This is a genomic window from Lysobacter sp. K5869, assembly GCF_018847975.1.
GTDB lineage: Bacteria > Pseudomonadota > Gammaproteobacteria > Xanthomonadales > Xanthomonadaceae > Lysobacter.
Window position 1 is genome coordinate 4,943,978 of sequence record NZ_CP072597.1, and the last position, 26,848, is coordinate 4,970,825.

Genomic DNA, 26,848 nt, shown 5'->3' on the forward strand with positions numbered 1-26,848 from the left:
CCGTCGGCCCCGCGCGTGGGCGGGGCCGGCGGACCGTGATCGGGATGCAATCTGACCTACACGCCAAAGCGTGCACAAATACGCCCCTATTTGTGCCAACGCGCACAGGCCTTCACCCCCCTACCAGGCGGGCGCGACAATCTGATGAACGGATCAAGCAGTTTTCGGACGAACGGCCGCCCGCCCCGCGCGGAGCGCTTGACAAACCGCAAAGAGGCTTAGTTTTCGGCCCGGCCCCAGGGCCGCAGCGCGCTGCCGTACACCAGCAGGTACACCGCCACGACCCAAGCGGTCGCCACGGCCCAGCCGGCGAGGATGTCGGAGGGGTAATGCACGCCCAGGTAGAGGCGCGAGAAGCCGACCAAGAGCGTGAACGGAACCATCAAGCCGATCGCCGCCCAGCGCCAGCGCGTCGGCCAGTACAACAAGATCAACACGACGGCCAAGGTCATCGACCCCATCGCATGCCCGCTGGGGAAGCTGTAGTTGTGTTCCGGCGCGATCGATTCCCACAGCGACGGCCGTTCGCGGGCGAAGAACTGCTTGGCCGCGATGTTGAGCAGCCCCGAGCCGCCGAGCGCGAGCGCGGCGAAGCTGGCTTCGCGGAAACGCCGCAGCGCGGTCAGGGCCAGGACCAGGACCAGGTCGAACGGCACCACGCCCCACTGGTAGCCGAGCTTGGAGACCAGGGTGAACAGCGCATCCAGGCTGGCGCGCGACAGACCGTGCGCGTATTGCAGCACCGGCACGTCGAACACCAGCGCTTCTTGCCGGTGGATGTCCTCGGCCAATTCGGCGAAGCCCCACAACGGCAGCAGCAGGCCGGCGAAGGCCAGCAGCAGGCTCCAGCCGTGGCGGCGCAGCAGCGCTGCGCCGAAGCGGGCTTCCTGCTTGAGCGCGTTGTCGCCGGTGCCGCGCGGCTGCGCGGCGCGCGCTTCTTCGCTGCGCGCGGACGCGTCGTCCGCGCGCGACGGCTCGCTCACGCCGCTCCGCCGGCCGCGCGCGCGCCGTAGCGGCGCTCGACGTAGCCGTCGATGAGGTCGACGAATTCGCGCGCGATGTTCTCGCCGCGCAAGGTCACGGTCTTCTCGCCGTCCTCGAACACCGGCGCCGACGGCGCTTCGCCCGTGCCGGGCAACGAGATGCCGATGTTGGCGTGGCGCGACTCGCCCGGGCCGTTGACCACGCAGCCCATCACCGCCAGGGTCAGGTTCTCGGCGCCGGGATGGGTGATCTTCCACTCCGGCATCTTGTTGCGCACGTGCTCTTGCACGGTCTGCGCCAGTTCCTGGAAGAAGGTGCTGGTGGTGCGGCCGCAACCCGGGCAGGCGGTGACCATCGGCGTGAACGCGCGCAGACCCATGGTCTGCAACAGTTCCTGGGCGACGATGACTTCGTTGCTGCGCGCCTGCCCCGGTTCGGGCGTGAGCGAGATGCGGATGGTGTCGCCGATGCCTTCCTGCAGCAGCACGCCGAGCGCCGCGCTGGAGGCGACGATGCCCTTGCTGCCGATGCCGGCCTCGGTCAGGCCCAGGTGCAGCGCGTAATCGCCGCGCGTGGCCAGTTCGCGATAGACCGCGATCAGTTCCTGCACGCCGCTGACCTTGGCGCTGAGCACGATGCGCTCGGCCGGCAGGCCGAGTTCGACCGCGCGCGCGGCCGAGTCGAGCGCCGAGCGGATCAGCGCTTCGCGCAGCACCTTGCCCGCGTCCCACGGTTCGGCGCGAGTGTGGTTCTCGTCCATCAGTTGCGCGGCCAGGGCCTGATCGAGCGAGCCCCAGTTGGCGCCGATGCGCACCGGCTTGCCGTGCTTGATCGCCAGTTCGATCAAGGTCGCGAACTGGCTGTCCTTCTTCTTGCCGAAGCCGACGTTGCCCGGGTTGATGCGGTACTTGGCCAGCGCTTCGGCGCAGGCCGGCTCGGCGGTGAGCAGCTGATGGCCGTTGTAGTGGAAGTCGCCGATGATCGGCACCTCGATCCCCATCATCGCCAGCTTGTCGACGATGCGCGGCACCGCCGCGGCGGCTTCGACGGTGTTGACGGTGACCCGCACCAGTTCCGAACCGGCGCGCCACAGTTCGGCGACCTGCTTGGTGGTGGAGGCGACGTCGGCGGTGTCGGTGTTGGTCATCGACTGCACCACCACCGGCGCGCCGCCGCCGACTTGAACGCCGCCGATCCGGACCTCGCGGGTCAGGCGGCGCGGCAGCGGGCCGAAATCAGGGAGGGCGCAAGGCAGGACGGCATCGGAATTCATGGGCGGCATTGTAGCGCCGGGGCGATGCGCGCAGGTGCGGCGGGAGTGAAGCGCGGCTGACGCGGGCCCAGCGCTTGCGGGGCTTGGGTTTCGGCGCGATCGGACACAACGTTCCGGCCTGGGAAGGCCGCTCGCCGGCTTGCGATCCGACTCGGCAAACCCGGCCCCGGAAGCGCCGCGCGGGACGGGTTACCATCGGCGCCACTGTTTCTTTTGGGCGGCTGGCGTCGCTCTCGTCCGCCCATGCCCCCCAGTTCTCCCGACGAAGTCCTCACCCCGAGCCAGCTCAACACCCTGGCGCGCAACCTGCTCGAGGACACCTTCCCGCTGATCTGGGTCGAAGGCGAACTGGGCAATCTGTCGCGGCCGTCCTCGGGCCATCTCTACATGACCCTCAAGGACGCGCGCGCCCAGGTCCGCTGCGCGATGTTCAAGCCCAAGAGCACGTGGCTGAAGTTCGTCCCGCGCGAAGGCCTGCGCGTGCTCGCGCGCGGCCGGCTGACCTTGTACGAGGCGCGCGGCGATTACCAGCTCGTGCTCGACCACATGGAAGAGGCCGGCGAAGGCGCGCTGCGGCGCGCGTTCGAGGAATTGAAGGCGCGGCTCGCCGCCGAAGGCCTGTTCGACCGCGAACGCAAGCGCGAACTGCCGCGCTTTCCCGAACGCATCGCGGTGATCACCTCGCCCAGCGGCGCGGCGGTGCGCGACGTGCTCAGCGTGCTCGGCCGACGTTTCCCGCTGGCCCAGGCCGAGGTGCTGCCGGTACCGGTGCAAGGCGACGGCGCAGCCGAGAAGATCGTGGCGATGCTGCTGCGCGCGCAAGCCTCGCAACGCTATGACGTGATCGTGCTGGCGCGCGGCGGCGGTTCGCTGGAAGACTTATGGGCGTTCAACGACGAACGCCTGGCGCGCGCCATCGCCGCCTCCGAGGTGCCGGTGGTCTCGGCCATCGGCCACGAAACCGACTTCACCCTCGCCGATTTCGCCGCCGACGTGCGCGCGCCGACGCCCTCGGTCGCCGCCGAATTGCTGGTGCCGCAGCGCGAGGACCTGCTGCACCGCCTGCGCGTGCTCGAGGCGCGGCTGCGCAACCTGCACGGGCAGCGTTTGAATCAGGCGATGCAGCGCACCGACCGCGCCGGCCTGCGCTTGAACGCGCTGCGCCCGCAAGCGCGGCTGGCGACGCTGCGCGCCCGCCAGCAAGACGCGCTGCGCCGGCTCGAACAGGCCTGGCGCCTGCGCCTGGAACGCGACACCGCGCGCCTGCGCCACAGCGACGCGGTGCTGCGCGCGCACCACCCGCAGCGGCGCATCGCCCGCCTGCGCGAGCGCTTGGCCGCGCTGGCCCCGCGCCCGCGCGCCGCGGTCGCGCGGCGCCTGCACGGCGACGCGCTGCGCCTGCGCGGGCTGGCGCGCTCGCTGGAGGCGGTGAGCCCGCTGGCGACGGTCGCGCGCGGCTACGCCATCGTCCAGCACGAGGACGGGCGCGTGGTGCGCAGCGTGCTCGACGCCGCGCCCGGCGACCGTTTGAGCGCGCGCGTGCAGGACGGGCAGATCCGGGTCCAGGTCGAACCGCGCGAAGACTGATCCGCGCCGGCGCCACGGCGCCTTGTCCCGATCTGGCGGAACCCGCATGCGGCCCGCATCGTTCCACCGCCGTCTCCCCTCGCTCACGCGGTTTGCGCGATCCTGGGCGTCCTGCGTTTCCGTCCCCGGAGTCCCGCATGACCAAGGCGTCCGACCTGTTCGTCGCCGCGCTCGAAGCCGAAGGCGTGCAATACGTGTTCGGCATTCCCGGCGAAGAGAATCTCGACCTGCTCGAATCGCTTCGCACCTCCTCGATCAAACTCGTCCTCACCCGGCACGAACAAGCCGCCGGCTTCATGGCCGCGACCTACGGCCGCCTCACCGGCAAGGCCGGCGTCTGCCTGTCCACGCTCGGCCCCGGCGCGACCAATCTCGTCACCGCCGCGGCCTACGCCCAACTCGGCGCCATGCCGATGCTGATGATCACCGGGCAGAAGCCGATCAAGACCAGCAAGCAGGGCCATTTCCAGATCGTCGACGTGGTCGACACGATGCGCCCGCTGACCAAGTACACCCGTCAGATCGTCGCCGCCGACAGCATTCCGGCGCGCGTGCGCGAAGCCTTCCGCCGCGCCGAGGAAGAGCGCCCCGGCGCGACCCACCTGGAACTGCCGCAGGACATCGCCGGCGATCCGACCCAGGCGCGGCTGATCCCCGCCTCGTTCTCGCGCCGTCCGGTCGCCGAGGACAAGGCCATCGAACGCGCCGCCGAAGCCATCGCCCAGGCCCGCCACCCGATCCTGATGATCGGCGCCGGCGCCAACCGCAAGACCACCTCCAACACGCTCGACCAGTTCGTCGCCAAGCTCGGCATCCCCTACTTCACCACCCAGATGGGCAAGGGCGTGCTCGACGAGGAAGGCCCGCTGTGGCTCGGCAACGCCGCGCTGTCGGACCACGATTTCGTCCACCGCGCGATCGACGCGGCCGACTGCATCGTCAACATCGGCCACGACGTGATCGAGAAGCCGCCGTTCTTCATGCGCGAAGGCCGGCGCACGGTGATCCACGTCAACTATGCCGCGGCCGAGGTCGATGCGGTGTACTTCCCGCAGATCGAGGTGATCGGCGACATCGCCCACTCGGTCTGGCGCCTGAGCGAAGCGCTGCAGCCGCAGGCGCACTGGGACTTCGGCTATTTCAACCGGGTCCGCGCGGCGCTGCTGGACCAATTGCGCGAACGCACCGACGACGACCGTTTCCCGATGGCGCCGCAGCGTCTGGTCGCCGACGTGCGCCGCGAACTGTCGCCGCGCGACGTGGTCTGCCTCGACAACGGCCTGTACAAGCTTTGGTTCGCGCGCAGCTACCGTTGCCGCGAGCCGAACACGCTGCTGCTCGACAACGCGCTCGCCACCATGGGCGCGGGCCTGCCCTCGGCCATCGCCGCGCGCATCGTCTGCCCCGACCGCAAAGTCGTCGCGGTCTGCGGCGACGGCGGTTTCATGATGAATTCGCAGGAGCTCGAAACCGCGGTGCGCCTGGGCCTGGACTTGGTCGTGCTGGTGCTGCGCGACGACGCCTACGGCATGATCAAGTGGAAGCAGGCGCACGAACGCTATCCGAGCTTCGGCATGGACCTGGGCAATCCCGATTTCGTCGAATACGCGCACAGCTACGGCGCGCGCGGCCATCGGCCGGCCAGCGCCGACGAGTTCGCGCCGCTGCTGCGGCGCGCGCTGGACACGCCGGGCGTCGATCTGATCGAAGTGCCCATCGATTACAGCGACGACGACACCATCCTCAACCAAGACATTCCCCAGCGCGCCGCCGCGGTGGTTTGAGCGCGGCGCATCAACGGAGCATCTTCGCCATGGCCAAGAACAAAGCCGCCAAGCCCGCCAAGGGCCTCAAGAGCAGCTATCCCTATTACCTCGCCGGCCGCGCGGTCGCCGCCAACGGCGATCTGGAGGTTCTCGACAAGTACAGCGGCAAGCGCGCCACGCGCGTGGCGATGGCCGACGCGGCCGCGGTGCGCAAAGCCATCGTCGCCGCGCACAAGGCGCGCGAGGCGATGGCGCAGTTCACCCCGGACCGCCGCCGCGACGTGCTCGAACACTGCGTGCGCCGCTTCGGCGAGCGCTTCGAGGAACTGGCGCTGGCGCTGTGCATCGAGGCCGGCAAGCCGATCAAGGACGCGCGCGGCGAAGTCACCCGCCTGATCGACACCTTCCGCATCGCCGCCAACGAAGCCACGCGCGATCCGGGCACGCTGCTGGAACTGCAGATTTCGCAGCGCACCCGCGGCTATCGCGGCATGGTCAAGCGCGTACCGATCGGGCCGTGCAGCTTCATCACGCCGTTCAATTTCCCGCTCAATCTGGTCGCGCACAAAGTCGCCCCGGCGATTGCCGCGGGCTGCCCGTTCGTGCTCAAGCCGGCGATCAAGACGCCGGTCGGCGCGCTGATCATCGGCGAGATCCTGGCCGAGACCGATCTGCCCGAAGGCGCGTTCTCGGTGCTGTGCTGCTCCAACGAGGACGCCTCGCTGTTGGTCGAGGACGAACGGATCAAGCTGCTGAGCTTCACCGGCGGCCTGATCGGCTGGGACCTCAAGGCGCGCGCCGGCAAGAAGAAGGTCACTCTCGAACTGGGCGGCAACGCGGCTTGCATCGTCGACGCGGAACCGGGCGCGAGCCTGGATCACGTGGTCGAGCGCCTGGTGTTCGGCGCGTACTACCAAAGCGGCCAGAGCTGCATCAGCGTGCAGCGCATCTACGCCCACGCCGATATCTACGACAAGCTACGCAAGAAGCTCAAGGCCGCGGTCGGCGCGCTGCGCATGGGCGATCCGCGCTCTGATACAACCTTCATCGGTCCCGTCGTCGACGAACCGGCCGCGCAGCGCATCCAGGCGTGGATCGACGCCGCGCTCAAGGTCGGCGCCAAGCGCATCGCCGGCGGCGCGCGCCAAGGCACGATGATCCCGGCGACCTTGCTGGAGAACGTGCCGCGCGACGCCGAGCTGTACCGCAAGGAAGCCTTCGGCCCGGTCGCGCTGATCGAACCCTTCGACGATTTCGACGCCGTGCTCGACCGGGTCAACGACAGCGACTTCGGCCTGCAAGCCGGCGTGTTCACCGGCCGCCTCGATCACGCGATGCGCGCCTGGGACCGGCTCGATGTCGGCGGAGTGATCGTCGGCGACGTGCCGAGCTTCCGCGTGGACAACATGCCGTACGGCGGGGTCAAGGATTCGGGCCAGGGGCGCGAGGGCGTGCGCTATGCGATCGAGGACATGAGTGAGCAGCGGTTGTTGGTGATTCGGGATCCAACCGAAGCAACGTAACCCCGGCCCCTTCCGAAGCCCAGAACCCCACCCGCTACTGACCACAACGCCACGAACTCCGTCCCGGCGCCGCAGTCCTCCCCCCCCGTCATTCCGGCGAAAGCCGGAATCCATTTTGATTTTCCGCTTTGGCTTTCCGCGTGGGAAAGCGAAAAGCCAAGATCAAAATGGATTCCGGCTTCCGCCGGAATGACGGTGTGGGGGCTTTCGCCGGAATGACGGTGTGGGGGCCACCCGTTTCCCGCCACCCAAAAAAAATCGCCCCAAGCTAACCCCACGCCCCAACCCCGCCCGTTCGCCTTCCCAGGTCCACACACCAGGGAAGCCGACATGTCCGCCGCCGTCCGTCCGCAATCGCCGCGCGTTTCCGTCCACTGCCTCAGCGCGGCGCTGCTCGCCGCTCTCGCCCTCGCCGGCTGCCAATCCACCGGCAGCCCCGCCGACGCCAAGGCCGATGCCGAGCGCGTCGACAAAATCCAGGCGCCCGCGCTGGCCGAAGCCGCGCCGGCCGACGCGGCGTCGAACCCCGCCGCCAGCGTTCCGTTAGCGCTTCCCGCGCCCCCGCCGGCGCCGCCCGCGCCGGCCAAGCCGCAAGCCATCGCGCCGGCCGGCGCCGTCGCCGATCAGCGCCTCGAACAAATCGTCGTCACCGGCTCGCGCGTCAACGCGCGCATGCAGGCCAAGAGCGCGCTCGAGCGCCGCGCGGTGACCTCACAGCCGGCGAGTTACGGCTACGCCGCGCCCGCCGCGCCGCCCGCGCCGGCGTACTACAGCCAGCCGGCCAACACCGAGAAATACGCCGAACGCGAGGACAACCCGGTCCAGCGCGCCAGCGAGCAGCCGCTGTCCACCTTCTCCATCGATGTCGACACCGGCAGCTACGCCAACGTGCGGCGCATGCTCAACGACGGCATCCGCCCGCCCTCCGATGCGGTGCGCGCGGAAGAATTCATCAACTACTTCGACTACGGCCACCCGGCGCCGGCGTCGCGCGCGGTGCCGTTCAAGGTCTCGACCGAACTCGCGCCGGCGCCGTGGAACGCGCAGCGGCAACTGCTGATGATCGGCATCAAGGGCTATGACGTGCCCAAGCAGACGCTGCCGCCGTCGAATCTGGTGTTCCTGATCGACACCTCCGGTTCGATGAACTCACCCGACAAGCTGCCGCTGCTCAAGAGCGCGTTCTCGATGCTGACCAAGCAGCTGCGGCCGCAGGACCGCATCTCCATCGTGGTCTACGCCGGTTCCGCCGGCCTGGTGTTGCCGCCGACGGCGGGCGACAAGCAGGAGGAGATCCTCGGCGCGCTCGAACGCCTGGAAGCCGGCGGCAGCACCAACGGCGGCGACGGCATCCGTCTGGCCTACGCCACCGCGCGCCAGGCCTTCATCAAGGACGGCGTGAACCGGGTGATCCTGGCCACCGACGGCGATTTCAACGTCGGCACGGTCGGCACCGACGCGCTGCAGACCTTGGTCGCCGATCAGCGCAAGAGCGGCATCGCCCTGACCACGCTCGGCTTCGGCGCGAGCAACTACAACGACGAGTTGTCGGAGAAGCTGGCCGACGTCGGCGACGGCAACCACGCCTACATCGACACGCTGCAGGAAGCGCGCAAGGTGCTGGTGCAGGAAATGGGCGCAACGCTGCTGACCATCGCCCGCGACGTCAAGATCCAGATCGAGTTCAACCCGGCGCAGGTCGCCGAGTACCGCTTGATCGGCTACGAAAACCGCTTGCTCAAGCGCGAGGATTTCGCCAACGACAAGGTCGACGCCGGCGACATCGGCGCCGGCCACGAAGTGACCGCGCTGTACGAGATCACTCCGGTCGGTTCCAAGGCCACGCGCCTACCGCCGCTGCGCTACGCCGCGGCCGCGCCGGCCGCGGGCGCCGGCAACGGCGAGATGGCCAACCTCAAGCTGCGCTACAAGCGTCCGGGCGAAGATCGCAGCCAGTTGATCGAAACGCCGATCCTGCGTTCGGGCGAGCGCGCCGCGGCCAGCGATTCGCTGCGCATGGCCGCCGCGGTCGCCGCCTTCGCCGACGCGCTGCGCGGCGGCAGCCAGTACGACGGCTGGGGCTGGGAGCAGATCCTCGGCGCGGCGCGCGGGGTGAAGTTGGCCGATCCCTGGGGCCAGCGCGCCGAGTTCGTGCGCCTGGTCGAGCGGGCCAAGGCGCAGATCGGCGAACTCAAGCCGGCCGCGAAGGTGGCGGTGAGCGAGTAATCCCCCAGCACAGGCGTTGCGCGCGCCGCCGGTACCGTTCTGCGACGCAGTCAGGCCCGTCGCAGCCGGCACCGGCGGCGTTTTTGTTGCCGGAGCTACCTGTAGGAGCGGCGCGAGCCGCGACTGAGACAACGCAGCTACGTCGACAGCTTCGACGCAGTTGAGTCGTCGCAGTCGCGGCTCGCGCCGCTCCTACAGGGGGATACGAACCCGCGTCAGCTTTGGTTCGCGGCGGGTTGCACGCTCTGCATACGTTCCGCCGGGCGGCCGAACAAATAGCCCTGGCCGAATACGCAGCCCAGTTCGCGCAGCGCCGAGCGCTGCGCTTGGGTCTCGACGCCTTCGCCGATTGTGTGGATACCCAAGGTTCCAGCCAAGGCCTGGATCGCGCGCACCACGGCCACGCTCTCCGGCCGCGATTCGCCGACCAACCCCGCGACGAAACTCTGATCGATCTTCAGACACTCGATGGGGAATCGATGCAGGTAAGACAACGCCGAAAACCCCGTCCCGAAATCGTCCAACTGCGCCAACACCCCATGATTGCGCAAGGTCCGCAGCATCCGCAGCGCGCGCGGCACGTCGTCGAGCAGCGCCACTTCGGTGATCTCGATGCGCAGCCGGCGCGGGTCGGCGCCGGCGCTGTCGAGCAGGCGCAGCAGGCGGTCGGCGAAGTCGCCGGCGCGGAAGTGCTTGGGCGAAACGTTGACCGAGATGTAACCCTCGCCACCGCGCGCGAGTTCCTGCGCGACGCGGCCGTAGAGGATCCAATCGGCTTCCTCGATCAGCCCGCTGTCCTCGCCCAGGCCGATGAATTCGCGCGGCAGCAGCAGCCCGCGCTTCTCGTGACGCCAGCGCAGCAGCGCTTCGTGGCCGATCAGCGCGCCGTCGTCCAGGCGCACGATCGGCTGGTAATAGGCGATGAAGGCGTCGGAGTTGATCGCCCGGCGCAGGTCCGCTTCCAGATCGAGGATGCGCATCGCCTGCTCGCGCATCTCTTCGTCGAACACGGCGAAACGGCCGCGCCCGGCGGCCTTGGCCCGGTACATCGCCGCGTCCGCGTCGCGCAGCAGTTCGATGCCGCTGCGGTAGCGCGGATGCCACAGCGCGATGCCGACGCTGCCGGAGGGAAACACCTCGCGCCCTGCCACCCAGCACGGCTCGCCGAGCGCGCGCAGCACGCGCTGGGCCAGTTCCTCGGCCACGCTCAGGCCGTCGATGTGCTCGACCAGGATCGCGAATTCGTCGCCGCCCAGCCGCGCCACCATGTCGTCGCCGCGCACCGCGCCGACGATGCGGCGGCCGCTTTCCACCAGCAGTTCGTCGCCGGCGGCGTGGCCGACGCTGTCGTTGACCAGCTTGAACCGGTCCAGATCCAGGAACAGCACCGCGAAAGGACGCTGCTCGCGGCGCGCGCGGGCGATGGCGTGGTCGAGCCGTTCCAGCAACTGGCTGCGGTTGGGCAGTTCGGTCAGCGGATCGTGCAGGGCCAGATGGGTGAGCTTGCGCTCGGCGCGCTCGCGCTCGCCGATCTGCGCGACCAGCTCGGCGTTGGTGTGGGCCAACTCGCGGGTGCGGCTGGCCACGCGCTGTTCGAGTTCGCCGTGCGCGGTCAGCAAGCGGTCCTGCGCCTGCTTGCGCGCCAGGCCGATGCTGATGTGGTGGGCGACGAAGGTCAGCAGTTCCTGATCGCGGGCGTTGAAGCTGATCGCGCGCGAGTAGCTTTGGATCGCGATCACCCCGACCACGGCGTCGTCGCGGTACAGCGGCACGCCCAGCCAGCAGTGCGCGGCCGAGCCGTGGCTGCGCACTTCGCCGCGGCTGTTGAGCTCGGCGATGCGGTGGCGGTCGGCGAGCAGTGGGCGGCCTTGGCGGATCACGAATTCGGTCAGGCCGCCGGCGAGTTGGCGGGTCTCGCGGATCATGTCGCGTTCGTCGATCGAATACGGGAACTGCAGGCGCGAGCCGTCGTCGGAAAGCAGCGCGATGTAGAAGTTGCGCGCGTACAGCAACTCGCTGACCACGTCGTGGACCTGCGAGTAGAACCGCTCCAGGGTATCGGAGGTGATGGTCAGCTCGGCGATGCGGAACAGCGCGCGCTGCAGGCGTTCGGAGCGCTGGCGCTCGATGATCTCGGCCTGCAGGTCGCGGTTGCTCAGCTGCAGCGCGTAGGTGCGCTCGGCCACGCGGCGTTCGAGCTCTTCGCGCGCGCGGAAGCGGTCCAGCGCGGTGAGGATGTGCTGGGCCACGAACGACAGCAGCGCGCGGTCCTCTTCGCCGTAGCTGTCGGCGCTGTCGTAGTTCTGCACCACCACCGCGCCGCATACGCGCTCCTCGCGCCGCATCGGCACGCCCAGCCAGTCGGCGCTGTCGGGGCCGTGGCGCTCGTCGTGCGGCACGTTCAGGCGCTCGCGCAGTTGCGCCGAGCTGCCTTGCAGCGCCTCGCCGTGGCGCAGCAGCGCCAGGGTCAGGCTGGTCGGCATGTCTTCGCCGCGGATGGCCTGCAGCGGGTTGGCCACGTACGGGTCGTGGCGGTCGGCGAAATACAGGAAGCGCATCGTGTCGGCGATGTCGTCGTAGAGCACGATGTAGAAATTCTCGGCGTACATCAGCCCGCACACCACGCCGTGGATGCGGCTGAGCAGATCGTTCATCTCCAGGCCGGAACCGGCCAGATCGGCGATGCCGAACAGCGCCTGCTGCAAGCGCTCGGACTTCTCCAGCGCCTCGGCGCGGGCGTGCGCGCGCAGCGCGGCGAGTTCGGCCGCGACCACGCGCCGCGCCATCGCCAGCCACGCCGCGCGCAGCGGCGCCGGCAGCGCGCGCGGCATCTGCGCGACCAGACTGGCGCGGCTGCGGTCTTCCAGCCACCACGCCGCCTCGATCCGATCGGCGTAGCGCTCTTCGGAGGCGCCGATCGCCGGCGGGTCGCATTCCAGCCGGTCCAGCGCGCTGGCGCGCAGCGCGCCGTCGGCGCCCGGGGTGAAGGATTCGGCGACCCGGCCCTGCGCGGTGCGCCAGCTGACCGCGATCTGCGAGCCCAGCGGCAACGCGTCCAGCAACGCGGCGGCCAGCGCCTGGCCCGGCCACGCGCCGTCCGCCGGCGCGTTCTCCGCGGCCGCCCGCATCGCCTCATTCCGTACCGGATCGCCCCGCACCGGACCGCCTGTCCTGAACCGCCCGTTTTCGAGCAAGTCCGAAGGATAACGCGTGCTTTACGGCGGCGGCAGGGCGAAATCCGCTCGCGGTCTTAGTTCGACCGCGGCCGAACGCCCGGCTTGCGCCGCGAACCCCGTCCGCGGCCGTGATCCGTTGGTCCTGTCATGATCCTGGCGCTTCATCTCCCGCTATACGACCCGGCCGCGACAGGCAAGCGCTTCCCGTCGGCGCCGGCAACGCTTAACCTGCCGCCGATGAATTCCGGTGCGGACGCGAGCGACGACGTGTTGATGCTGGCCTGGGCGGCCGGCGACGCCGGCGCGTTCGAGGCGCTGTACGCGCGCCACCGCGGCCCGCTGTACCGGTTCTTGCTGCGCCAGCTGCGCGATTCGGCCCTGGCCGACGAGTTCTTCCAGGACGTGTGGCAGCGTGTGATCGGCGCGCGCCAGAGCTGGAAGCCCGACGCGCAGTTCAACACCTGGCTGTTCCGGATCGCGCACAACCGGCTGAACGACTACTGGCGCGGGCTCAAGCACCGCCCGGCGGCGCCGGAGGACGGCGACGAGCGCGCCGCGCGCGTGCCCGACCCGACCACGCCGGAACGCGAGCTGTCCGAGTTCGAGCAGCGCCGCCGCTTGCAGCGCGCGATCGAAGAACTGCCCGAGGACCAGCGCGAAGTGGTGCTGCTGCGCCTGGAGCAGGAGTTGAGTCTGGAGGAGATCGGCGCCATTACGGGGGTGGGTCGGGAAACGGTGAAGTCCAGGCTGCGGTACGCGATGGACAAGCTGCGCGCGAGGTTGACCGAATGAACCGCCATCCCGACGCTCCCGATCCCTTGTCGCCGGAAGAGCGCGATCTGGCCGAGCGCCTGCTGCGGCTGGGCCCGCACGACGGTCCGTCGCCGGCGCTGGACGCCAAGATCCTCGCCGCCGCGCGCGCCGCGGTCGCGCCCGAAGCGGCGCCCGAAGCCGAGCCGGAGATCGCCGCCGTGCGCGCGGCCGCGCCGCAAGCCGCTACGGCGAAGGCCGCCGCTGCGCCTCCGCAGGCCGCCGCGCCGCAAGCCGCGACGCCGCGCGTGCGGCAGAAAAAGAACCGTTGGCCGGCCTGGATCGGCATCGCCGCTTCGCTGACGCTGGCCGTCGGCGTGGCTTGGCAGCTGCGCCCGCTGGACAAGGCGCCGCAGGCGATGAGCGAGGCGCAGGTCGCGCAAAGCGCGCAGGATTCGATCGCGCAGGACCAGGCCGCCCCGGCCGCCGCGCCGATGATGCCCAGCGCGGCCGATGCCGCGGCCGACAGCGCCGCGCCCCTGCCTTCGGGCGGCGCAGCGCAAGAGGCCGCGCGCGCCGACGCGGCCGCCGCCAGCGAAGCCAAGTCCACCGAAGCGTTCGCGCCGGAACCTATGCCGCCGGCCAAGCCGCTGGCGCAGCCGCGCCCGGCGCCGGCCGCCAACGCCGCTGCGGCGCCCGCGTCCGACTTCGCGCGCACGCTCAAACGCGAAGCGCCGCCGCAACAGGCGATCGAACCGGCGCCCGTCGCCGCGGCGCCGGCCATGACCCTCCCCGAACCGCCGGCGCCGCCGCCGATGCCGCCGACCTCGACGCCGGCCGTCCAAAACTACGGCTACCAAGGCACGCCGACGCCGGCCGATGCCGCCGACCGCCGGCAGGACGCGGAAATCCGCGCGACCGCCGCGAAGCGCACCGAAGCGCCGGCGGAGCTGTCGGCGCGCGAGAAAACCCGCGCCCGCAGCGCGCCGCAGGCCTTGGGCGAAACCGCCGCAGCGACCGGCGCCGTCGCCGCGCCGCCGCCTCCGGCCCCGCCGGCGCCCGCCGCAGCCGCGCCGGCCACCGCCCAACGCGCCGCCGACGCCAGCAAACCCGATCTCGACGCCATCCAAGTCACCGGCTCGCGCATCGCCGCCCCGCCCGACGCCCAGCTGCCGCCGCAGGAATGGCTGCAGCGCATCCGCGACTACCGCGACGACGGCGACCTCGACCGCGCCCGCCAAAGCCTGCGCGAATTCCGCCGCCTGCATCCGCGCGCGCGCATCCCCGAGGATCTGCGGCCGCTGCTGAAATGAGCGCCGCGACGCTGGCCGAACGCGCCAGCCACCTCCTCGAGGTCAAGCACAGCCGCTTCATCGCCCTGGCCGCGCCGGTGGCCTCGCCGGAGGCGGCGCTGGCGTTCCTGGCCGAAGTCGCCGACCCGGCCGCCACCCACAACTGCTGGGCCTACCGGATCGGCGCACAATACCGCTCCAGCGACGACGGCGAGCCCTCCGGCACCGCCGGCCGGCCGATCCTGGCCGCCATCGACGGCCAGGGCTGCGATCAGACCGTGGTCGTGGTCACTCGCTGGTACGGCGGCATCAAGCTCGGCGCCGGCGGTCTGGTCCGCGCCTACGGCGGCGCCGCGGCCGAATGCCTGCGCCGCGCCCCGCGCCGCGAACTGGTGACCTACGCCGAGTTGGAACTGGCGTATCCGTTCGCGGACACCGGCGCGGTCCATGCGACACTCAACGCCTTCGGCGCGGAAAAGGCCGACGAACGCTTCGACGCCGCCGGCGCGCGGGTACGCATCCGCCTGCCGGCCGCGCAGCTGCCCGCCTTGAAAGCGCAGCTGCGCGACGCCACTCGTAATCGCGTGCGTTTGGACGAACCCGACGCACCGCCCTCCCCCGCGTGAAAACCCGATGACCGACGCCAGCGCCGGCTCCCAGGCCGCCCCTAACCGCGACAAGCCGCCGATCGGCAGCCTGCGCATCCTGTGGCCGTTCGTACGCCAATACCGCGGCCTGTTCGTCGCCTGGCTGTTCGCCCTGGCCGCCTCCAGCGCGGTCACGCTGACCTTGCCGGTGGCGTTCAAGACCATGATCGACCAAGGCTTCGCCCAAAGCGCGGCCGGCGGCGGCAGCGGCGCGATCGATCAGGCCTTCCTGCTGTTGTTCGTCGTCGCCATCGCCCTGGCCTTGGCGACCGCGGCGCGTTTCTATTTCGTCTCGGTGCTGGGCGAAAAAGTCGTCGCCGACCTGCGCGAGCAGCTGTACCGCCACCTGATCGCGCTCGACGCCGGCTTCCACGACCGCAACCGCAGCGGCGAGTTGGTCTCGCGCCTGAGCGCCGACGCCGAACTGCTGCGCAGCGTGATCGGTTCGAGCATGTCGGTGGCGCTGCGCAGCATCGTCACCTTCGCCGGCAGCCTCGGCATGCTGTTCGTGACCAGCCCGCGACTGGCCGCCTACGCCTTGGTCGGCATCCCGCTGGCGGTGCTGCCCATCGTCGCCGGCGGCCGCCGCTTGCAGCGCATCTCGCGCTCCAGCCAGGACCGCGTCGCCGACGCCAACACCCTGGCCAGCGAAACCCTCGGCGCGGTGCGCACGGTCCAGGCGCACGCGCGCGAGCCTTACGAACAAGGCCGCTTCAACGCCTCGCTGCAGGTCGCGATCAAGACCGCGCGCAAGCGCATCCGCGCCCAGGCCTGGGTCACCGCCATCGCCATCGTGCTGGTGTTCGGCGCGATCACCCTGGTGCTGTGGTCGGGCGCGCACGACGTCGTCGCCGGCCGCCTCAGCGCCGGCACGCTCGCGCAGTTCGTGCTGTACGCGCTGATCGGCGGCGGCTCCATCGGCGCGCTGGCCGAGGTCTGGAACGAACTGCAGCGCGCCGCCGGCGGCATGGGCCGGATCGGCGAACTGCTGGCCGAGCGCAGCGCGGTGGCGCCGCCGGCGCGGCCCACGCCGTTGCCGCAGCCGGTGCGCGGCGAAATCGTGTTCGACCAAGTCGGCTTCCATTACCCGCAGCGCCCGGACCTGCCGGCGCTGCAGGATTTCAACCTGCGGGTGAAGCCCGGCGAGACCATCGCCCTGGTCGGCCCGTCCGGCGCCGGCAAGAGCACGGTGTTCTCGATGCTGCTGCGCTTCCACGACCCGCAGCACGGCGCGGTGCGCGTGGACGGCGTGGACGTGCGCGAGGCCGATCTGTCGCGCCTGCGCGACGCCATCGCCCTGGTGCCGCAGCAGCCGACCATCTTCGCCACCACCGCGCGCGACAACATCCGCTACGGCCGCCTCGACGCCAGCGACGCCGACATCGACCAAGCCGTGCGCGCGGCCCACGCCAGCGATTTCATCCAGGATCTGAGCGACGGCCTGGCGACCGAACTGGGCGAACGCGGCGCGCGCCTGTCCGGCGGTCAGCAACAGCGCATCGTCATCGCCCGCGCCCTGCTCAAGGACGCGCCGATCCTGTTGCTCGACGAAGCCACCAGCGCGCTCGACGCGCAGAGCGAACGCGCCGTGCAGCAGGCGCTGGAAGCGCTGATGCGCGGCCGCACCACGCTGGTGATCGCGCACCGTCTGGCGACCGTGCTCAAGGCCGACCGCATCGTGGTGATGGACCGCGGGCGGATCGTCGCCGAGGGCACCCACGAGGAGCTGCTCGCGCAGGGCGGTTTGTACGCGGAACTGGCCAAGCTGCAGTTTCTGGATTGAACCGGCCGGCGCGCCGCCGGCCTCGCTCATGGACTAAGAGATGCAACGGATCGCAACCCTCGCCCTCGCCTTCGCGCTGACCGCCGCGGCGCCCACCCTCGCCTTCGCGGCGACCGCCGCCGCGCCGGCGCACGCCGCGGTCGAAACCGTCGGCGAATACAGCAACGTGCGCGTCAGCCACAGCGAAGACCCGCACGCCTACGGCTACACCGTCGAGCTGTATCGCCAGAACGGCGAGTTGTTCGGCCTGCTCTATTCCGACCAAGGCTTGGTCGGCGACACCCCGCGCGGGCGTTTGCAGGACCTGCGCTACGACCCCGCCAGCGGCGCGCTGTCGTTCCGCGCCAAACTCACCCTAGGCCGCGAATACGGCCGCGAGTCCGGCCCCGACGGCCGCCCCAGCCGCGACCTGTTCCGATTCGACGGCCGCCTCAGCGGCAAGCTGCTGAGCGGCACCTTGGAGCATCGCGACGGCTACAAGCCCGACGCGCCCGGCGAGCGCGAGAAAGTCGCGCTCAAGTTCGACGCGCAAGCCACGCGCGATCTGCGCGAACTCGCGCCGGCCAGCCGCGCGGCGTGGCAAGCCGAGGAACTGCCGTTCGGGCCGGAGTGGTGAGCCCGCGCGCCGACGCACGGCGCCGCTAAAACGAACGCCCCGCGCGAAGCGGGGCGTCCGCATCCACGGCGCTGCAGGCGCGGCGCCGTCGATTTCCGCCGACCTTCGCGCCGGCCTCAGCCGGTGACCAAGCTCAGCCCGTACTGGCTCAGGATCGGCCCCAAGCGCTCGAACAGGCTGCTGCGCTGCGAAGCCGGAATGCCGCAGTTGTTGCCGTTGGACTGGACGTTGCCGCCCGACATCACGCCCTGCGCCTGACCCGCGCTGGTGATCCACGAACCGCCCGAATCGCCGCGGCCCATGCAGGCGTTGCCCTGGGTCAAGCCGCGCACCGCGCCTTCGGCGTAGTTGGCGGTGACGTTCTTGGCGGTGATCGTGCCGCACTGATAACCGGTGGTGCGGCCCGAACGGCACACCGCCGCGCCGACCGCGGCCTCGGCGCTGCCGCGCACGGTGACGTAGCTGCTGCCGTTGGCCACGCGCGGCAACAAGGTCTGCGCGCTGCTCAGGCTGACCCAGGCGCGGTCGTTGCCCGGGAACACCCGCGCGGCGAAGCTACCGACCTGGGCGCCGCCGATGCGCGCGATCGCGCCGACCGTGCCGCAATGGCCGGCGGTGACGAAGCCCTTGGTCGCGCCGCGCGTGACCGAGAAGCCGACCGAGCACAGCGAGGCGTTGTTGATCGAGTATTCGATGCCGCCAATGATGTTCGCCGTGGTCTGCAGCTTGCCCGGCGCGGTTTCGATCCGCACCTGCGCGCTATCGGCACCGCTGAGCGCGACGAAATCGACGCCGGCCTCGGTCGCGCCTTCGTCGACCTTCACCACCACCGCGTTGCTGCGCGCATCCACATACCAGCTCTGCACGCCGTCGAGCGGCTTGCTGATGCCCTTGACCCGCGCGTGGGCGCCGGCGTCGAGCTGATCCATCGAGGCCTGCAGTTGCTTGAGGCTGTAGCGCACGTTGCGCACTTCCACTGCGCCGATCGCGCTGGACTTGCGCGCGCCCGCGGTCGCGGCGACGACGTGGAAACTGCCGTCGGCCTTGCGTTCGATCCAGTGGCCGGCGAACTGCGCGCCGAATTCGCGCTCGATGGCGGCGGACTGGGCGCGGGCGAGTTTTTCGGTCTGCAGGTACTGCGGCAGCTGAGCCGGGAAGATGCCCAGATCGCGCTGCATGGCGAATTTCAATTCGGGATCGACCTGATCGGCCGCCAGCGCGGCGCCGCAAGACAGCGCCGCCAGCGCGGCGACGAGGCAGGAAGCGGACACGCGCGCGATCCGGCGCGAACGGTGGTTCGATACGTACATGCGAAAACTCCTAGGGGAATCTTTCATGGAATCGAAGGTGAAGCCCGCCGAACCGGCGATATGGCTTCGCGAACGCCGTTGCGCGGACGGCGGCCCGTGAGGGGCGAAGCGCAGCGCCGTCCTTGGACGCCGGTTCGCGGGGCTGTGCCAGCTAAAAAGATGCGCGGCGCCGGCGCAAGACGCTGGCGCAAGGCCGGATCACACGCGCAGTACGAGGCGCGTCACAAGACCGCGCATTCGCCGGCGCATTGCGGAAGCTGAGCGAGTTCGCCGCGCGTCGCGCGAACATCGCGATGCGCGTTGCTGCGTTGCAACGCACGCCGGCAAGTGTGTTTGTTCGTGCATGTGGAGCGCGATCCACGAAAGCGGTTTTATGCGGCGGCGCGCATTGGTGCGCGCGTTGAGCATTTTCTCTGCCGCTATACAGCGCGTTCAACCACAAAGCGTCATCACCGCGAACGCGTGGATCCAGAGGTGACGAAGTTCTCTCGCGATGAAGCCCTGGATTCCCGCAGTCGCGGGAATGACGGCTTCGATGCAGCAAGCCGCAGGCGCTCCGGCGCACGGCGTCGCCGCGGCGGTCATCGCTGCATCGCCTCGTCGCTGCATCGCATCGATCGCCTTGATCGCGCGGACGCCTAACCCCGCGCCTCGGCCCGCGCCCACAGCCACACCATCAGCGCGGCGAGCGCCAGCAACCCGGCGCCACGGCCGAGCCACATCAACGCGAACGAAAAATCCGAACCGTGCGCCGGCGGCGGCACCGCCGTCAGGGCGAGCAAGGCCAGGGCTTGGGATTTACGTGAACCACGCATGGCGCGCCTCCCGCGGCGGCGTGCGTGCCGCCTCATCCGACCTTACACCCATTCGCGCCCGGCCCGACCCGACGGTGCGCGGCGCGCGACCGGCGGTACCGGCATCGCGCGAGGATGGCCGCCCGCACGCATTCAGACAACTGACGAAGCGATGAAACCGCCGCGAACGCTCAACCGATCGTCGCGAACACATCGTCCCCGCGCCGCGCCGCCGCGGCATAGAACCCGCTCAACTGCGCGTAGTAATCGAGCACGTACTCCTTGGCCTCGTCGCCGTCGCGCAGCCAGATCACGTCGGGATAGATCTGCGCATCGGCCAAGGCCTGCGCGTCGTAGCGCGCGGCGAACTCGGCCGGCGGCAGTTCGGCGAGCGCCTGCGCGACTTGCCGCACCTGCTCGGCCGGCAGATGGCGCCAGTTGGCGTCGGCGTCGTCCTCGCCCACCGGCGAGCCGCCGAACACCGCCCAGGCCCACGGCGCTTCACCGGCCCAGGCCGAACCGGTGAGGACGAAGTGGATCGCGTGCCAGGCTTTGTCGAGGTAAGCGTCCTGCCCGCCTTGCGCGTCTTCGCGCTCGTACAGCGCTTCCTCGATCCGGTGCGATCGCTCCAGCAGCGCGGCGGCACGCGCCGGATCCATCGCGGTGGCGCTCCAAGTCATGCCCATGGCCAACGGTTCCCGTGTCGGACGATCAAGCGAGTGTGCAACGCGCGCATCTCAGGCGTCGATACGAATCGATGCGACCGACGGCCTGGAGCGCGGTCCGGGCTTGGCGCGAGGTTCAAGGATCGATGCGGATCGGCGTACCGGTCGGCACCAGGCTCCAGACTTCCTCGATCTGCGCGTCGGTCAGCGCGATGCAGCCGTCGGTCCAATCGCGCATATAGCCCTTCGGCGTACCGCCGTGGATCATGATGTCGCCGCCCGGATCGACGCCGCGCGCCCGCGCTTGCTTGCGGTCGGCCTCGTTGGGATACGACACGCGCAACGACAGATGGAAGCGGCTGTTGGGATTGCGCCCGCTGACGCGGTAATCGCCCTCGGGCGTGCGCTCGTCGCCCTGCTGGCGCTTGTGCCCGACCGGCGCGTCGCCGAGCAGGATCGCGTAGGTGCGGATCAGTTTGCCGTCGCGGTACAGGCGCATGCGCCGTTCGGATTTGCCGACCTGGATGCGGTCGGCCTGCTGCGCTTGCGGCGCCATCGCCGGCGGCGTGCGCGCGAACGCGGGTGCGAGGCAGGCGGGCAGCAGCGCGAGCGTCAGGACGATGCGCGCGCTCACGCCGGCAAACCGCGCTGGGCGATGGCGACGAAATCCAGATCGTCCGGCAAGGTGCCGAAGCCGAGCCCGTGCCCGCCGCCGAGGCGGCTGCGGCAGAACGCGGCCGCGACCGGGCTGCCCGCGCGCAGCAGCAACGCCGCTTGCAGCGCCAGGGCGAGCCGCTCGACCCAACTGCGCATCTGCGCTTCGGGCAGTGCGCCGGACAAGGCGCGCGCGAGCGGCTCCAGGTAAGCGTCGAACGCGCCGTCGCGGCCGCGCGCGGCGTCGAGTTCGGCCAGCAACGCGCGCCCTGCCTCGGGTTCGCGCGCCAGCGCGCGCAGCACGTCCAGGCATTGGATGTTGCCGCTGCCTTCCCAAATCGAATTCAGCGGCGCCTGCCGGTACAGCCGCGGCAACAGCGATTCCTCGACATAGCCCGCGCCGCCCAGGCATTCCTGCGCCTCGTTGACGAAGGCCGGCGCGCGCTTGCAGATCCAGTACTTGCCGATCGCGGTGACGATGCGCGCGAACGCGGCCTCGCCCGGGTCGCGCGCGGCGCGGTCGATGGCGCCGGCCACGCGCAGCGCCAGCGCGGTGGCGGCCTCGGATTCCAGCGCCAGATCGGCCAGCACGTTGCGCATCAGCGCGTGCTCGGCCAAGACCTTGCCGAACGCGCGGCGATGGCGCGTGTGGTGCAACGCCTGCGCCAGCGCCATGCGCATTTCCGCGGCCGAGCCGAGCATGCAGTCCAGGCGGGTCAGCATCACCATCTCGAGGATGGTCGCCACCCCGCGCCCTTCCTCGCCCACGCGCTGGGCCCAGGCGTTGTGGAATTCGACTTCCGACGAGGCGTTGGACCAGTCGCCGAGCTTGTCCTTGAGCCGCATCAGCCGCAGCGCGTTCTTGCCGCCGTGCGGGTGCCAGCGCGGCAGCAGGAAGCAGGTCAGGCCACCGGGCGCCTGGCCGAGCACGAGGAAGCCGTCGGACATCGGCGCGGAGAAGAACCATTTGTGCCCGACCAGTTCGTACTCGTCGCCGCCGATCGGCGTGGCGACGGTCTGATTGGCGCGCACGTCCGAGCCGCCCTGCTTCTCGGTCATGCCCATGCCGAGCGTCAGCCCGGCCTTGTCGGCGGCGGCGACGTCGCGGCCGTCGTAATGCGGCGCGGCGGCCTTGCCCATCCACTGCGCCAACGCCGGCGCGTGGCGCAGCACCGGCACGCTGGCGTGGGTCATGGTCAGCGGGCAGCTGCTGCCGGGTTCGGATTGGTGATGCAGATAGCTCAGCGCCGCGCGCGCCACGTGCGCGCCGGGCACCGGCTCGTGCCACGACAGGCCGGCGACGCCGTGTTCGATCGCCGCGCCCATGATCGCGTGGTAATGCGGGTGGAACTCGACCTTGTCGATGCGATGGCCGTAGGCGTCGTGGCTGCGCAGGCGCGGCTTGTCGCGGTGCGCGTCGACGCTCAGCGCCAGCAGCTCGTTGCCGGCGAAGGCGCCGTAGCGCTGCAGGCGCGCGGCGAAGGCGCCGCCGCCCTCGCGCTCGACCGCCTCGCGCAGCGCGGCGTCGTCGGCCCACAGATCGCGCGGCGGGAACGGCGGCGGCTGGTTGTCGACCGCGTGGGTCGCGAACGGCGGCAGCGTGGCGGGCGTGTCCATGAGCGGGCGTCTCTCCTGCGGATTCGTCCCGATTCTAGACCCGGAAAATTAGAGCGGCGCTTCCATACGCGGTTCTCAGCGCGGCGCGCGGCCGCGTTCGGCGCGCGATGCGCGGCGAAAACGCCGCCGCCCCGCGGCGACGCAGCGCGGCGAAGCCGGACGCGCCGCAAAAGAAAAGGCCCCGCCGAAGCGAGGCCTTGGAAACTGTCCGACGGGCCTGTCCTGAACGAACCGGTCCGATGTGGAACGATAGGGCGATACGCCGAAACCCGCGCGGCGGGCAATGCGAACGATCAAGCCTGCGGAGTGACTTCCGAAGCTTGCGCGCCCTTCGGGCCCTGGGTCAGCTGGTAGCTGACGCGCTGGCCTTCCTGCAGGCTGCGGAAGCCCTTGGCGTTGATCGCGGAGAAATGCACGAATACATCCGCGCTGCCATCTTCGGGAGAGATGAAACCGAAGCCCTTGGCGTCGTTGAACCACTTCACGGTGCCGTACTGCATATCCTTATTGACCTCATGCTGGATGCGTTGACGTGCGTCGCCGCCGCGTGGCGTATGACGCACCGACGAGTATGCAAACTGTGCCATTGGATGACAACGGCTCAGCGTGACGGCATCGGACACGTGAAACGAGGAAATTTCCGGCCACGCCGCGAACGCGGCTTCGCGTTTATGCGACCGCGATCACTCAGGCCGCGTCCAACAGAGCCTCGAGCAGCGCCGGCAAACCCGACGACGCGGCGGCGACGTTGTCGAGCACGTCCTGCAGGGTGATCACTTCGTCCGGATCGGGACCGGCGCCCGCCGCCCAGTTGGCGACGATGGCCAGACACGCGTAATCCAAGCCCAACTCGCGCGCGAGGCCGGCTTCGGGCATGCCGGTCATGCCGACCAGATCGCAACCGTCGCGGCGCATGCGCGCGATTTCGGCGCGGGTTTCCAGACGCGGGCCTTGGGTCGCGCCGTAGCAACCGCCGTCGACCAGCGCCACGCCGGCGCGCTGCGCCGCCGCCAACACCGCCGCGCGCAGCGAGCGGGTGTAGGGCTCGCCGAAATCCACGTGCAGCACTTCGGCGCCCAGGTGTCCATCGGATTCCACTTCGCAGATCGTGGAGACGCGGCCCCAGGTGTAATCGATCAGCTGATCCGGGCAACCGAGCACACGCGGCCCGAACCGTTCGGTGATGCCGCCGACCGTATTGAGCGCCAGCACCCGGGTCGCGCCCAGCGCTTGCAGCGCGGCCAGATTGGCGCGGTAGTTGATCTGGTGCGGCGGCAGCGAATGGCCTTCGCCGTGGCGCGCCAGGAACGCGACGCGGCGGCCGCCGAGCGTGCCGACGCGGACCGGGCCGGACGGCGCGCCGTAACGGGTGACCGGCTGGTGCGATTCGACGTCCTGCAGTTCGGCGATGCGGTAGAGGCCGGTGCCGCCGATGACGGCGAGATCGATGGGTGGGGTCATGGGAGGCGAAAAGCGGGAATGGGGGTTAGGGAACTCAGGCCGCGCGCGATCGGGCGGTACGCGCGGCTGAAGCGTTCAGCGCAGCGCGTAGATCGCCGGCAGGTTGCGGCCCTGCTCGTGGAAGTCCATGCCGTAGCCGAACACGTAGCGATCGGGCACGTCCACGCCGACGTAATCGGCGCGCAGGCCTTCCACGCAGCGGTCGTGCGCCTTCACCGCGAGCGCGGCGATGCGGACCTCGGCGGCGCCTTGCTCGAAGCACCATTCGCGGATCGCGTGCAGGGTATGGCCTTCGTCGACGATGTCGTCGGCCAGCAGCACCCGGCGCCCGCGCAGCGGCGTGGCCGGACGGTGCTTCCACACCAGATCGGCGCCGGTGGTGGCGCCGCGGTAACGGGTCGCGTGCAGGTAATCGAATTCCAGGTCCAGGCCGCGCTCGCCCAGTTCCATCGCCAGCTGCGCGGCGAACGGCAGGCCGCCGTGCATGACGGTCAGATAGACCGGACGCGCGCCGGCGTAGTCGTTGCGGATGCGCACCGCCATGCGCGCGATCTCGCGCTCGAGCTGGCGGCGGTCGAAGATCAGGTCGGCGTTTTCCAACGCGGCGGCCAGGTCGTGGTTGCTCATCAAGCCAATCCTTCCAAACGGGTGCGGGTGTCGGCGTAGCGGGCGTCGGCGATCAGCCCGTCCCAGCCCATCGCGCCGCGGCCGATCAGGCCCAGCAGCGCGGCGGTGTTGAGCGGCCGGCCGGCGACCGCTTGCAAAGACTCTTCTACCAACTGCGGATGACAGACCAACACCACGTCGCAGCCGGCGTCCAGGTGCGCGTCGATGCGCGCGCGCACGCCGCCGGCGGAGAACGCCGCGGCCATGCCGATGTCGTCGCTGAAGACCACGCCGCGGAAGCCCATCTGCCGGCGCAGGATGTCTTCGATCCACAGGCGCGAGTAACCCGCCGGTTCCGGCGCCACGGCCGGATACGACACGTGCGCCATCATCACCGCGTCGGCCTTGGCGTCGATGCCGGCGGCGAACGGAACCAAGTCGGTCCGGCGCAGTTCGTCCAGGCTGCGCGGGTCGGCGGCCTGATCGAAGTGGGTGTCGGCCAGCACCGAGCCGTGGCCGGGGAAATGCTTGAGCGTGGCGGCCATGCCGCTGGCGTGCATGCCGCGGATGTAGGCGCGGGTGAATTCGGCGACGACCTGCGGGTCGGCGTCGAAGGCGCGGTTGCCGATGGCGAGGTTGCCGCGGCCCAGATCGACCACCGGCGCGAAGCTCAGGTCCACGCCGCTGGCGCGCACCTCGTTCGCCATCAGTTGCGCGTGTTCCTCGGCCAGCTTGAGCGCGGCCTCGCGGTCCTGGGCGTAGAGCTTGCCGAGCAGCTGCAGCGGCGGCAGCGCGCTGTAGCCTTCGCGGAAGCGCTGCACGCGGCCGCCTTCCTGATCCACGCAGATCAGCTGCGGGCGCGGCGCGGCCTCGCGGATCGCCTGCGAGAGCTCGGCGACCTGGGCCCTGGAGGCGAAGTTGCGGGCGAACAGGATCACGCCGGCGCAGGCCTCGTGCTGCAGCCAGTCGCGTTCCTGCGCGGTGAGTTCGGTACCGGCGACGCCGATCACGAGCATGCGGGGACTCCTGAAGGAGGAAAGTGCGGCGCGGACGCCGGAGGCATTGTCGCGCAGATGGGGCGGCGGGGCATCCCGCGCCCCTCGCGGGGGCCGGAAGGCTTGCGGGAGGGGCTTTGTTCGCGCCGGATCGCGGCGAAAGCGCCCGGGTTCGAGCGGGTTTCGCGGGAATCAGGCCTCGCCGTCGCGTTCGGCCTGATTCCATTGCGAGAACGGGCGGGTCGACAGCGCGAGGTTGTAGTAGCGCGCCGAATCGGTCACCTCGCGCCCCGCCCAGTCGGGCTTGTCGAACGCGGCATCGGCGCTGGGCAGCTCGACCTCGGCCACCACCAGCCCGGCGTTGTCGCCGAGGAACTCGTCGACCTCCCACAGGAAGCCGGCGTGCTGGACGTAGTGGCGGCGCTTGTCGACCAGGCCGCCGACGCACAGCGCGAGCAGGTTGCGCGCGTCGCTCACCGGGATCGGATAGTCGAACTCCTGGCGGGTGTGGCCGAGCTCGCGCGACTTGAGGTTGAGGAACGCCTCCTCGCCGGCGATGCGCACGCGCACCGAGGCCTTCATCGCGCCGGTGTCCATCGCGGCGAGGTCGTTGAGATAGCCCTGCGCCATCGGTGCCACTTTGTGCGCGGCTTGGCGCCAGGCATCGGAAGTGACGAGGAATTTGCGTTCGATTTCTATGCCCACGGGAACTCCTGAAGTAAGAACAACGTCGCCCTAGCGTCGGCGGGCAGCTGCAGCAGCCGCAACCGTCGCTCGCGCAGCCCACAACCGCCCGCATCGCGACACGTCCCGGCCCGCCTCGCCTTCCCACCCCGTCATTCCGGCGAAAGCCGGAATCCATTTTGATCTTGCCTTTCAGCCGCAACAGGCAACGGCAACATCAACATCAAAATGGATTCCGGCTTTCGCCGGAATGACGGCGGGAGGGAGTCGCGCGGATGCTCCATCAGTGGCGGCTCCGTCGGCGGCGGTTCCATAAGCTGCGGTGGATCAGCGGCGGCTGGATCAGCCGCTGCTCGACCAACGGCCACTCGATCAGCTGCAGTTCGATCAGCTGCGGCTTGACCAACCGCCGTTCGATCAACGACCGCCCGATCAACGC

The 26,848-nt window shown here is 70.2% G+C and carries 24 protein-coding genes; 10 read left to right on the forward strand and 14 right to left on the reverse strand.

Translation table 11 applies throughout. From position 1 onward, the window contains the following. Window positions 1-218 precede the first annotated feature (218 nt). Together J5226_RS20765 and ispG are read right to left on the reverse strand one after the other, a co-directional pair. On the reverse strand, window positions 219-983 hold the full coding sequence (locus tag J5226_RS20765) for a phosphatase PAP2 family protein (RefSeq protein ID WP_255322872.1): 765 nt from the start codon (window positions 981-983) through the stop codon (window positions 219-221). Continuing rightward, window positions 980-2,257, reverse strand: a complete 1,278-nt coding sequence (gene ispG, locus J5226_RS20770; protein WP_215836681.1) for a flavodoxin-dependent (E)-4-hydroxy-3-methylbut-2-enyl-diphosphate synthase — start codon at window positions 2,255-2,257, stop codon at window positions 980-982. The genes J5226_RS20765 and ispG overlap by 4 nt, the downstream gene beginning before the upstream one ends. Before the next feature lie 243 nt (window positions 2,258-2,500). On the opposite strand from ispG, the gene xseA reads away from it, so the two are divergent. The 4 genes from xseA (at window position 2,501) to J5226_RS20790 (ending at window position 9,359) form a co-directional block, all read left to right on the forward strand. Further along, window positions 2,501-3,844, forward strand: coding sequence for an exodeoxyribonuclease VII large subunit (gene xseA, locus J5226_RS20775; RefSeq protein WP_215836682.1), 1,344 nt, complete (start codon window positions 2,501-2,503; stop codon window positions 3,842-3,844). A gap of 137 nt (window positions 3,845-3,981) precedes the next feature. Next, on the forward strand, window positions 3,982-5,628 hold the full coding sequence (locus J5226_RS20780; protein ID WP_215836683.1) for an acetolactate synthase large subunit: 1,647 nt from the start codon (window positions 3,982-3,984) through the stop codon (window positions 5,626-5,628). A gap of 29 nt (window positions 5,629-5,657) precedes the next feature. Next, window positions 5,658-7,133: an aldehyde dehydrogenase family protein gene (locus tag J5226_RS20785; RefSeq protein WP_215836684.1), complete on the forward strand. Its 1,476-nt coding sequence runs from the start codon at window positions 5,658-5,660 to the stop codon at window positions 7,131-7,133. A gap of 330 nt (window positions 7,134-7,463) precedes the next feature. Continuing rightward, a complete protein-coding gene (locus J5226_RS20790) occupies window positions 7,464-9,359 on the forward strand; it encodes a VWA domain-containing protein (RefSeq protein WP_215836685.1) in 1,896 nt (631 codons plus the stop codon). A gap of 215 nt (window positions 9,360-9,574) precedes the next feature. On the opposite strand, the gene J5226_RS20795 is transcribed toward J5226_RS20790, so the two are convergent. Beyond that, window positions 9,575-12,487: an EAL domain-containing protein gene (locus J5226_RS20795; protein WP_215836686.1), complete on the reverse strand. Its 2,913-nt coding sequence runs from the start codon at window positions 12,485-12,487 to the stop codon at window positions 9,575-9,577. A gap of 285 nt (window positions 12,488-12,772) precedes the next feature. On the opposite strand from J5226_RS20795, the gene J5226_RS20800 reads away from it, so the two are divergent. The 5 genes from J5226_RS20800 to J5226_RS20820 are packed head-to-tail and all read left to right on the forward strand — an operon-like array spanning window position 12,773 to window position 17,623. Next, window positions 12,773-13,327 carry an RNA polymerase sigma factor gene (locus J5226_RS20800; protein ID WP_215836687.1) on the forward strand — a complete coding sequence of 185 codons (555 nt, stop codon included), beginning with the start codon at window positions 12,773-12,775 and terminating at the stop codon, window positions 13,325-13,327. Next, window positions 13,324-14,598 (forward strand): hypothetical protein, encoded by a 1,275-nt coding sequence (locus tag J5226_RS20805; RefSeq protein ID WP_215836688.1) that lies wholly within the window; start codon window positions 13,324-13,326, stop codon window positions 14,596-14,598. Before J5226_RS20800 ends, J5226_RS20805 begins: the two co-directional genes overlap by 4 nt. Then, window positions 14,595-15,203 (forward strand): YigZ family protein, encoded by a 609-nt coding sequence (locus J5226_RS20810; protein ID WP_215836689.1) that lies wholly within the window; start codon window positions 14,595-14,597, stop codon window positions 15,201-15,203. The genes J5226_RS20805 and J5226_RS20810 overlap by 4 nt, the downstream gene beginning before the upstream one ends. Window positions 15,204-15,210: 7 nt before the next feature. After that, window positions 15,211-17,007: an ABC transporter transmembrane domain-containing protein gene (locus J5226_RS20815; RefSeq protein ID WP_215836690.1), complete on the forward strand. Its 1,797-nt coding sequence runs from the start codon at window positions 15,211-15,213 to the stop codon at window positions 17,005-17,007. A 40-nt stretch (window positions 17,008-17,047) separates the two neighbouring features. After that, entirely contained in the window at window positions 17,048-17,623 is a 576-nt protein-coding gene (locus J5226_RS20820; protein WP_215836691.1) for a hypothetical protein, read from the forward strand. Window positions 17,624-17,739: 116 nt separating this feature from the next. On the opposite strand, the gene J5226_RS20825 is transcribed toward J5226_RS20820, so the two are convergent. After that, a complete protein-coding gene (locus J5226_RS20825) occupies window positions 17,740-18,894 on the reverse strand; it encodes a S1 family peptidase (RefSeq protein WP_215836692.1) in 1,155 nt (384 codons plus the stop codon). A 372-nt stretch (window positions 18,895-19,266) separates the two neighbouring features. On the opposite strand from J5226_RS20825, the gene J5226_RS20830 reads away from it, so the two are divergent. Continuing rightward, window positions 19,267-19,575, forward strand: a complete 309-nt coding sequence (locus J5226_RS20830) for a hypothetical protein (RefSeq protein WP_215836693.1) — start codon at window positions 19,267-19,269, stop codon at window positions 19,573-19,575. Here J5226_RS20830 and J5226_RS20835 read toward each other — a convergent pair. The 10 genes from J5226_RS20835 to J5226_RS25510 all read right to left on the reverse strand — a co-directional run bounded on the left by J5226_RS20835 (window position 19,572) and on the right by J5226_RS25510 (window position 26,815). Then, a complete protein-coding gene (locus tag J5226_RS20835; RefSeq protein ID WP_215836694.1) occupies window positions 19,572-19,748 on the reverse strand; it encodes a hypothetical protein in 177 nt (58 codons plus the stop codon). The genes J5226_RS20830 and J5226_RS20835 overlap by 4 nt on opposite strands. Before the next feature lie 170 nt (window positions 19,749-19,918). Further along, window positions 19,919-20,413 carry a YfbM family protein gene (locus J5226_RS20840; protein WP_215836695.1) on the reverse strand — a complete coding sequence of 165 codons (495 nt, stop codon included), beginning with the start codon at window positions 20,411-20,413 and terminating at the stop codon, window positions 19,919-19,921. A 115-nt stretch (window positions 20,414-20,528) separates the two neighbouring features. Beyond that, window positions 20,529-21,026, reverse strand: a complete 498-nt coding sequence (locus tag J5226_RS20845; RefSeq protein WP_255322873.1) for a L,D-transpeptidase family protein — start codon at window positions 21,024-21,026, stop codon at window positions 20,529-20,531. Beyond that, on the reverse strand, window positions 21,023-22,663 hold the full coding sequence (locus J5226_RS20850; protein WP_215836696.1) for an acyl-CoA dehydrogenase family protein: 1,641 nt from the start codon (window positions 22,661-22,663) through the stop codon (window positions 21,023-21,025). Before J5226_RS20850 ends, J5226_RS20845 begins: the two co-directional genes overlap by 4 nt. Window positions 22,664-22,956: 293 nt before the next feature. Next, entirely contained in the window at window positions 22,957-23,163 is a 207-nt protein-coding gene (locus J5226_RS20855; protein WP_057947005.1) for a cold-shock protein, read from the reverse strand. Window positions 23,164-23,350: 187 nt separating this feature from the next. Then, window positions 23,351-24,124, reverse strand: coding sequence for an S-methyl-5'-thioinosine phosphorylase (locus J5226_RS20860; protein WP_215836697.1), 774 nt, complete (start codon window positions 24,122-24,124; stop codon window positions 23,351-23,353). Window positions 24,125-24,199: 75 nt separating this feature from the next. Next, on the reverse strand, window positions 24,200-24,751 hold the full coding sequence (locus J5226_RS20865; RefSeq protein ID WP_215836698.1) for a hypoxanthine-guanine phosphoribosyltransferase: 552 nt from the start codon (window positions 24,749-24,751) through the stop codon (window positions 24,200-24,202). Further along, the gene (gene nagZ / locus J5226_RS20870; RefSeq protein ID WP_215836699.1) at window positions 24,751-25,746 is read right to left on the reverse strand and encodes a beta-N-acetylhexosaminidase; all 996 of its coding nucleotides are present in this window, start codon (window positions 25,744-25,746) and stop codon (window positions 24,751-24,753) included. The genes J5226_RS20865 and nagZ overlap by 1 nt, the downstream gene beginning before the upstream one ends. 171 nt (window positions 25,747-25,917) lie before the next feature. Continuing rightward, window positions 25,918-26,430 (reverse strand): CYTH domain-containing protein, encoded by a 513-nt coding sequence (locus J5226_RS20875; protein ID WP_215836700.1) that lies wholly within the window; start codon window positions 26,428-26,430, stop codon window positions 25,918-25,920. A gap of 262 nt (window positions 26,431-26,692) precedes the next feature. Next, on the reverse strand, window positions 26,693-26,815 hold the full coding sequence (locus J5226_RS25510) for a hypothetical protein (RefSeq protein ID WP_255322874.1): 123 nt from the start codon (window positions 26,813-26,815) through the stop codon (window positions 26,693-26,695). Between the last annotated feature and the right edge of the window lie 33 nt (window positions 26,816-26,848).

Coding starts and splice junctions, on each gene's coding strand:
- J5226_RS20785 (WP_215836684.1), top strand. CDS start 5,658: ATGGCCAAGAACAAAGCCGCCAAGCCCGCCAAGGGCCTCAAGAGCAGC.
- xseA (WP_215836682.1), top strand. CDS start 2,501: ATGCCCCCCAGTTCTCCCGACGAAGTCCTCACCCCGAGCCAGCTCAAC.
- J5226_RS20810 (WP_215836689.1), top strand. CDS start 14,595: ATGAGCGCCGCGACGCTGGCCGAACGCGCCAGCCACCTCCTCGAGGTC.
- J5226_RS20865 (WP_215836698.1), bottom strand. CDS start 24,751: ATGAGCAACCACGACCTGGCCGCCGCGTTGGAAAACGCCGACCTGATC.
- J5226_RS20835 (WP_215836694.1), bottom strand. CDS start 19,748: ATGCGTGGTTCACGTAAATCCCAAGCCCTGGCCTTGCTCGCCCTGACG.
- J5226_RS20780 (WP_215836683.1), top strand. CDS start 3,982: ATGACCAAGGCGTCCGACCTGTTCGTCGCCGCGCTCGAAGCCGAAGGC.
- J5226_RS20820 (WP_215836691.1), top strand. CDS start 17,048: ATGCAACGGATCGCAACCCTCGCCCTCGCCTTCGCGCTGACCGCCGCG.
- J5226_RS20855 (WP_057947005.1), bottom strand. CDS start 23,163: ATGCAGTACGGCACCGTGAAGTGGTTCAACGACGCCAAGGGCTTCGGT.
- J5226_RS20805 (WP_215836688.1), top strand. CDS start 13,324: ATGAACCGCCATCCCGACGCTCCCGATCCCTTGTCGCCGGAAGAGCGC.
- J5226_RS20790 (WP_215836685.1), top strand. CDS start 7,464: ATGTCCGCCGCCGTCCGTCCGCAATCGCCGCGCGTTTCCGTCCACTGC.
- nagZ (WP_215836699.1), bottom strand. CDS start 25,746: ATGCTCGTGATCGGCGTCGCCGGTACCGAACTCACCGCGCAGGAACGC.
- J5226_RS20840 (WP_215836695.1), bottom strand. CDS start 20,413: ATGGGCATGACTTGGAGCGCCACCGCGATGGATCCGGCGCGTGCCGCC.
- J5226_RS20860 (WP_215836697.1), bottom strand. CDS start 24,124: ATGACCCCACCCATCGATCTCGCCGTCATCGGCGGCACCGGCCTCTAC.
- J5226_RS20800 (WP_215836687.1), top strand. CDS start 12,773: ATGAATTCCGGTGCGGACGCGAGCGACGACGTGTTGATGCTGGCCTGG.
- J5226_RS20850 (WP_215836696.1), bottom strand. CDS start 22,663: ATGGACACGCCCGCCACGCTGCCGCCGTTCGCGACCCACGCGGTCGAC.
- ispG (WP_215836681.1), bottom strand. CDS start 2,257: ATGAATTCCGATGCCGTCCTGCCTTGCGCCCTCCCTGATTTCGGCCCG.
- J5226_RS20795 (WP_215836686.1), bottom strand. CDS start 12,487: ATGCGGGCGGCCGCGGAGAACGCGCCGGCGGACGGCGCGTGGCCGGGC.
- J5226_RS20815 (WP_215836690.1), top strand. CDS start 15,211: ATGACCGACGCCAGCGCCGGCTCCCAGGCCGCCCCTAACCGCGACAAG.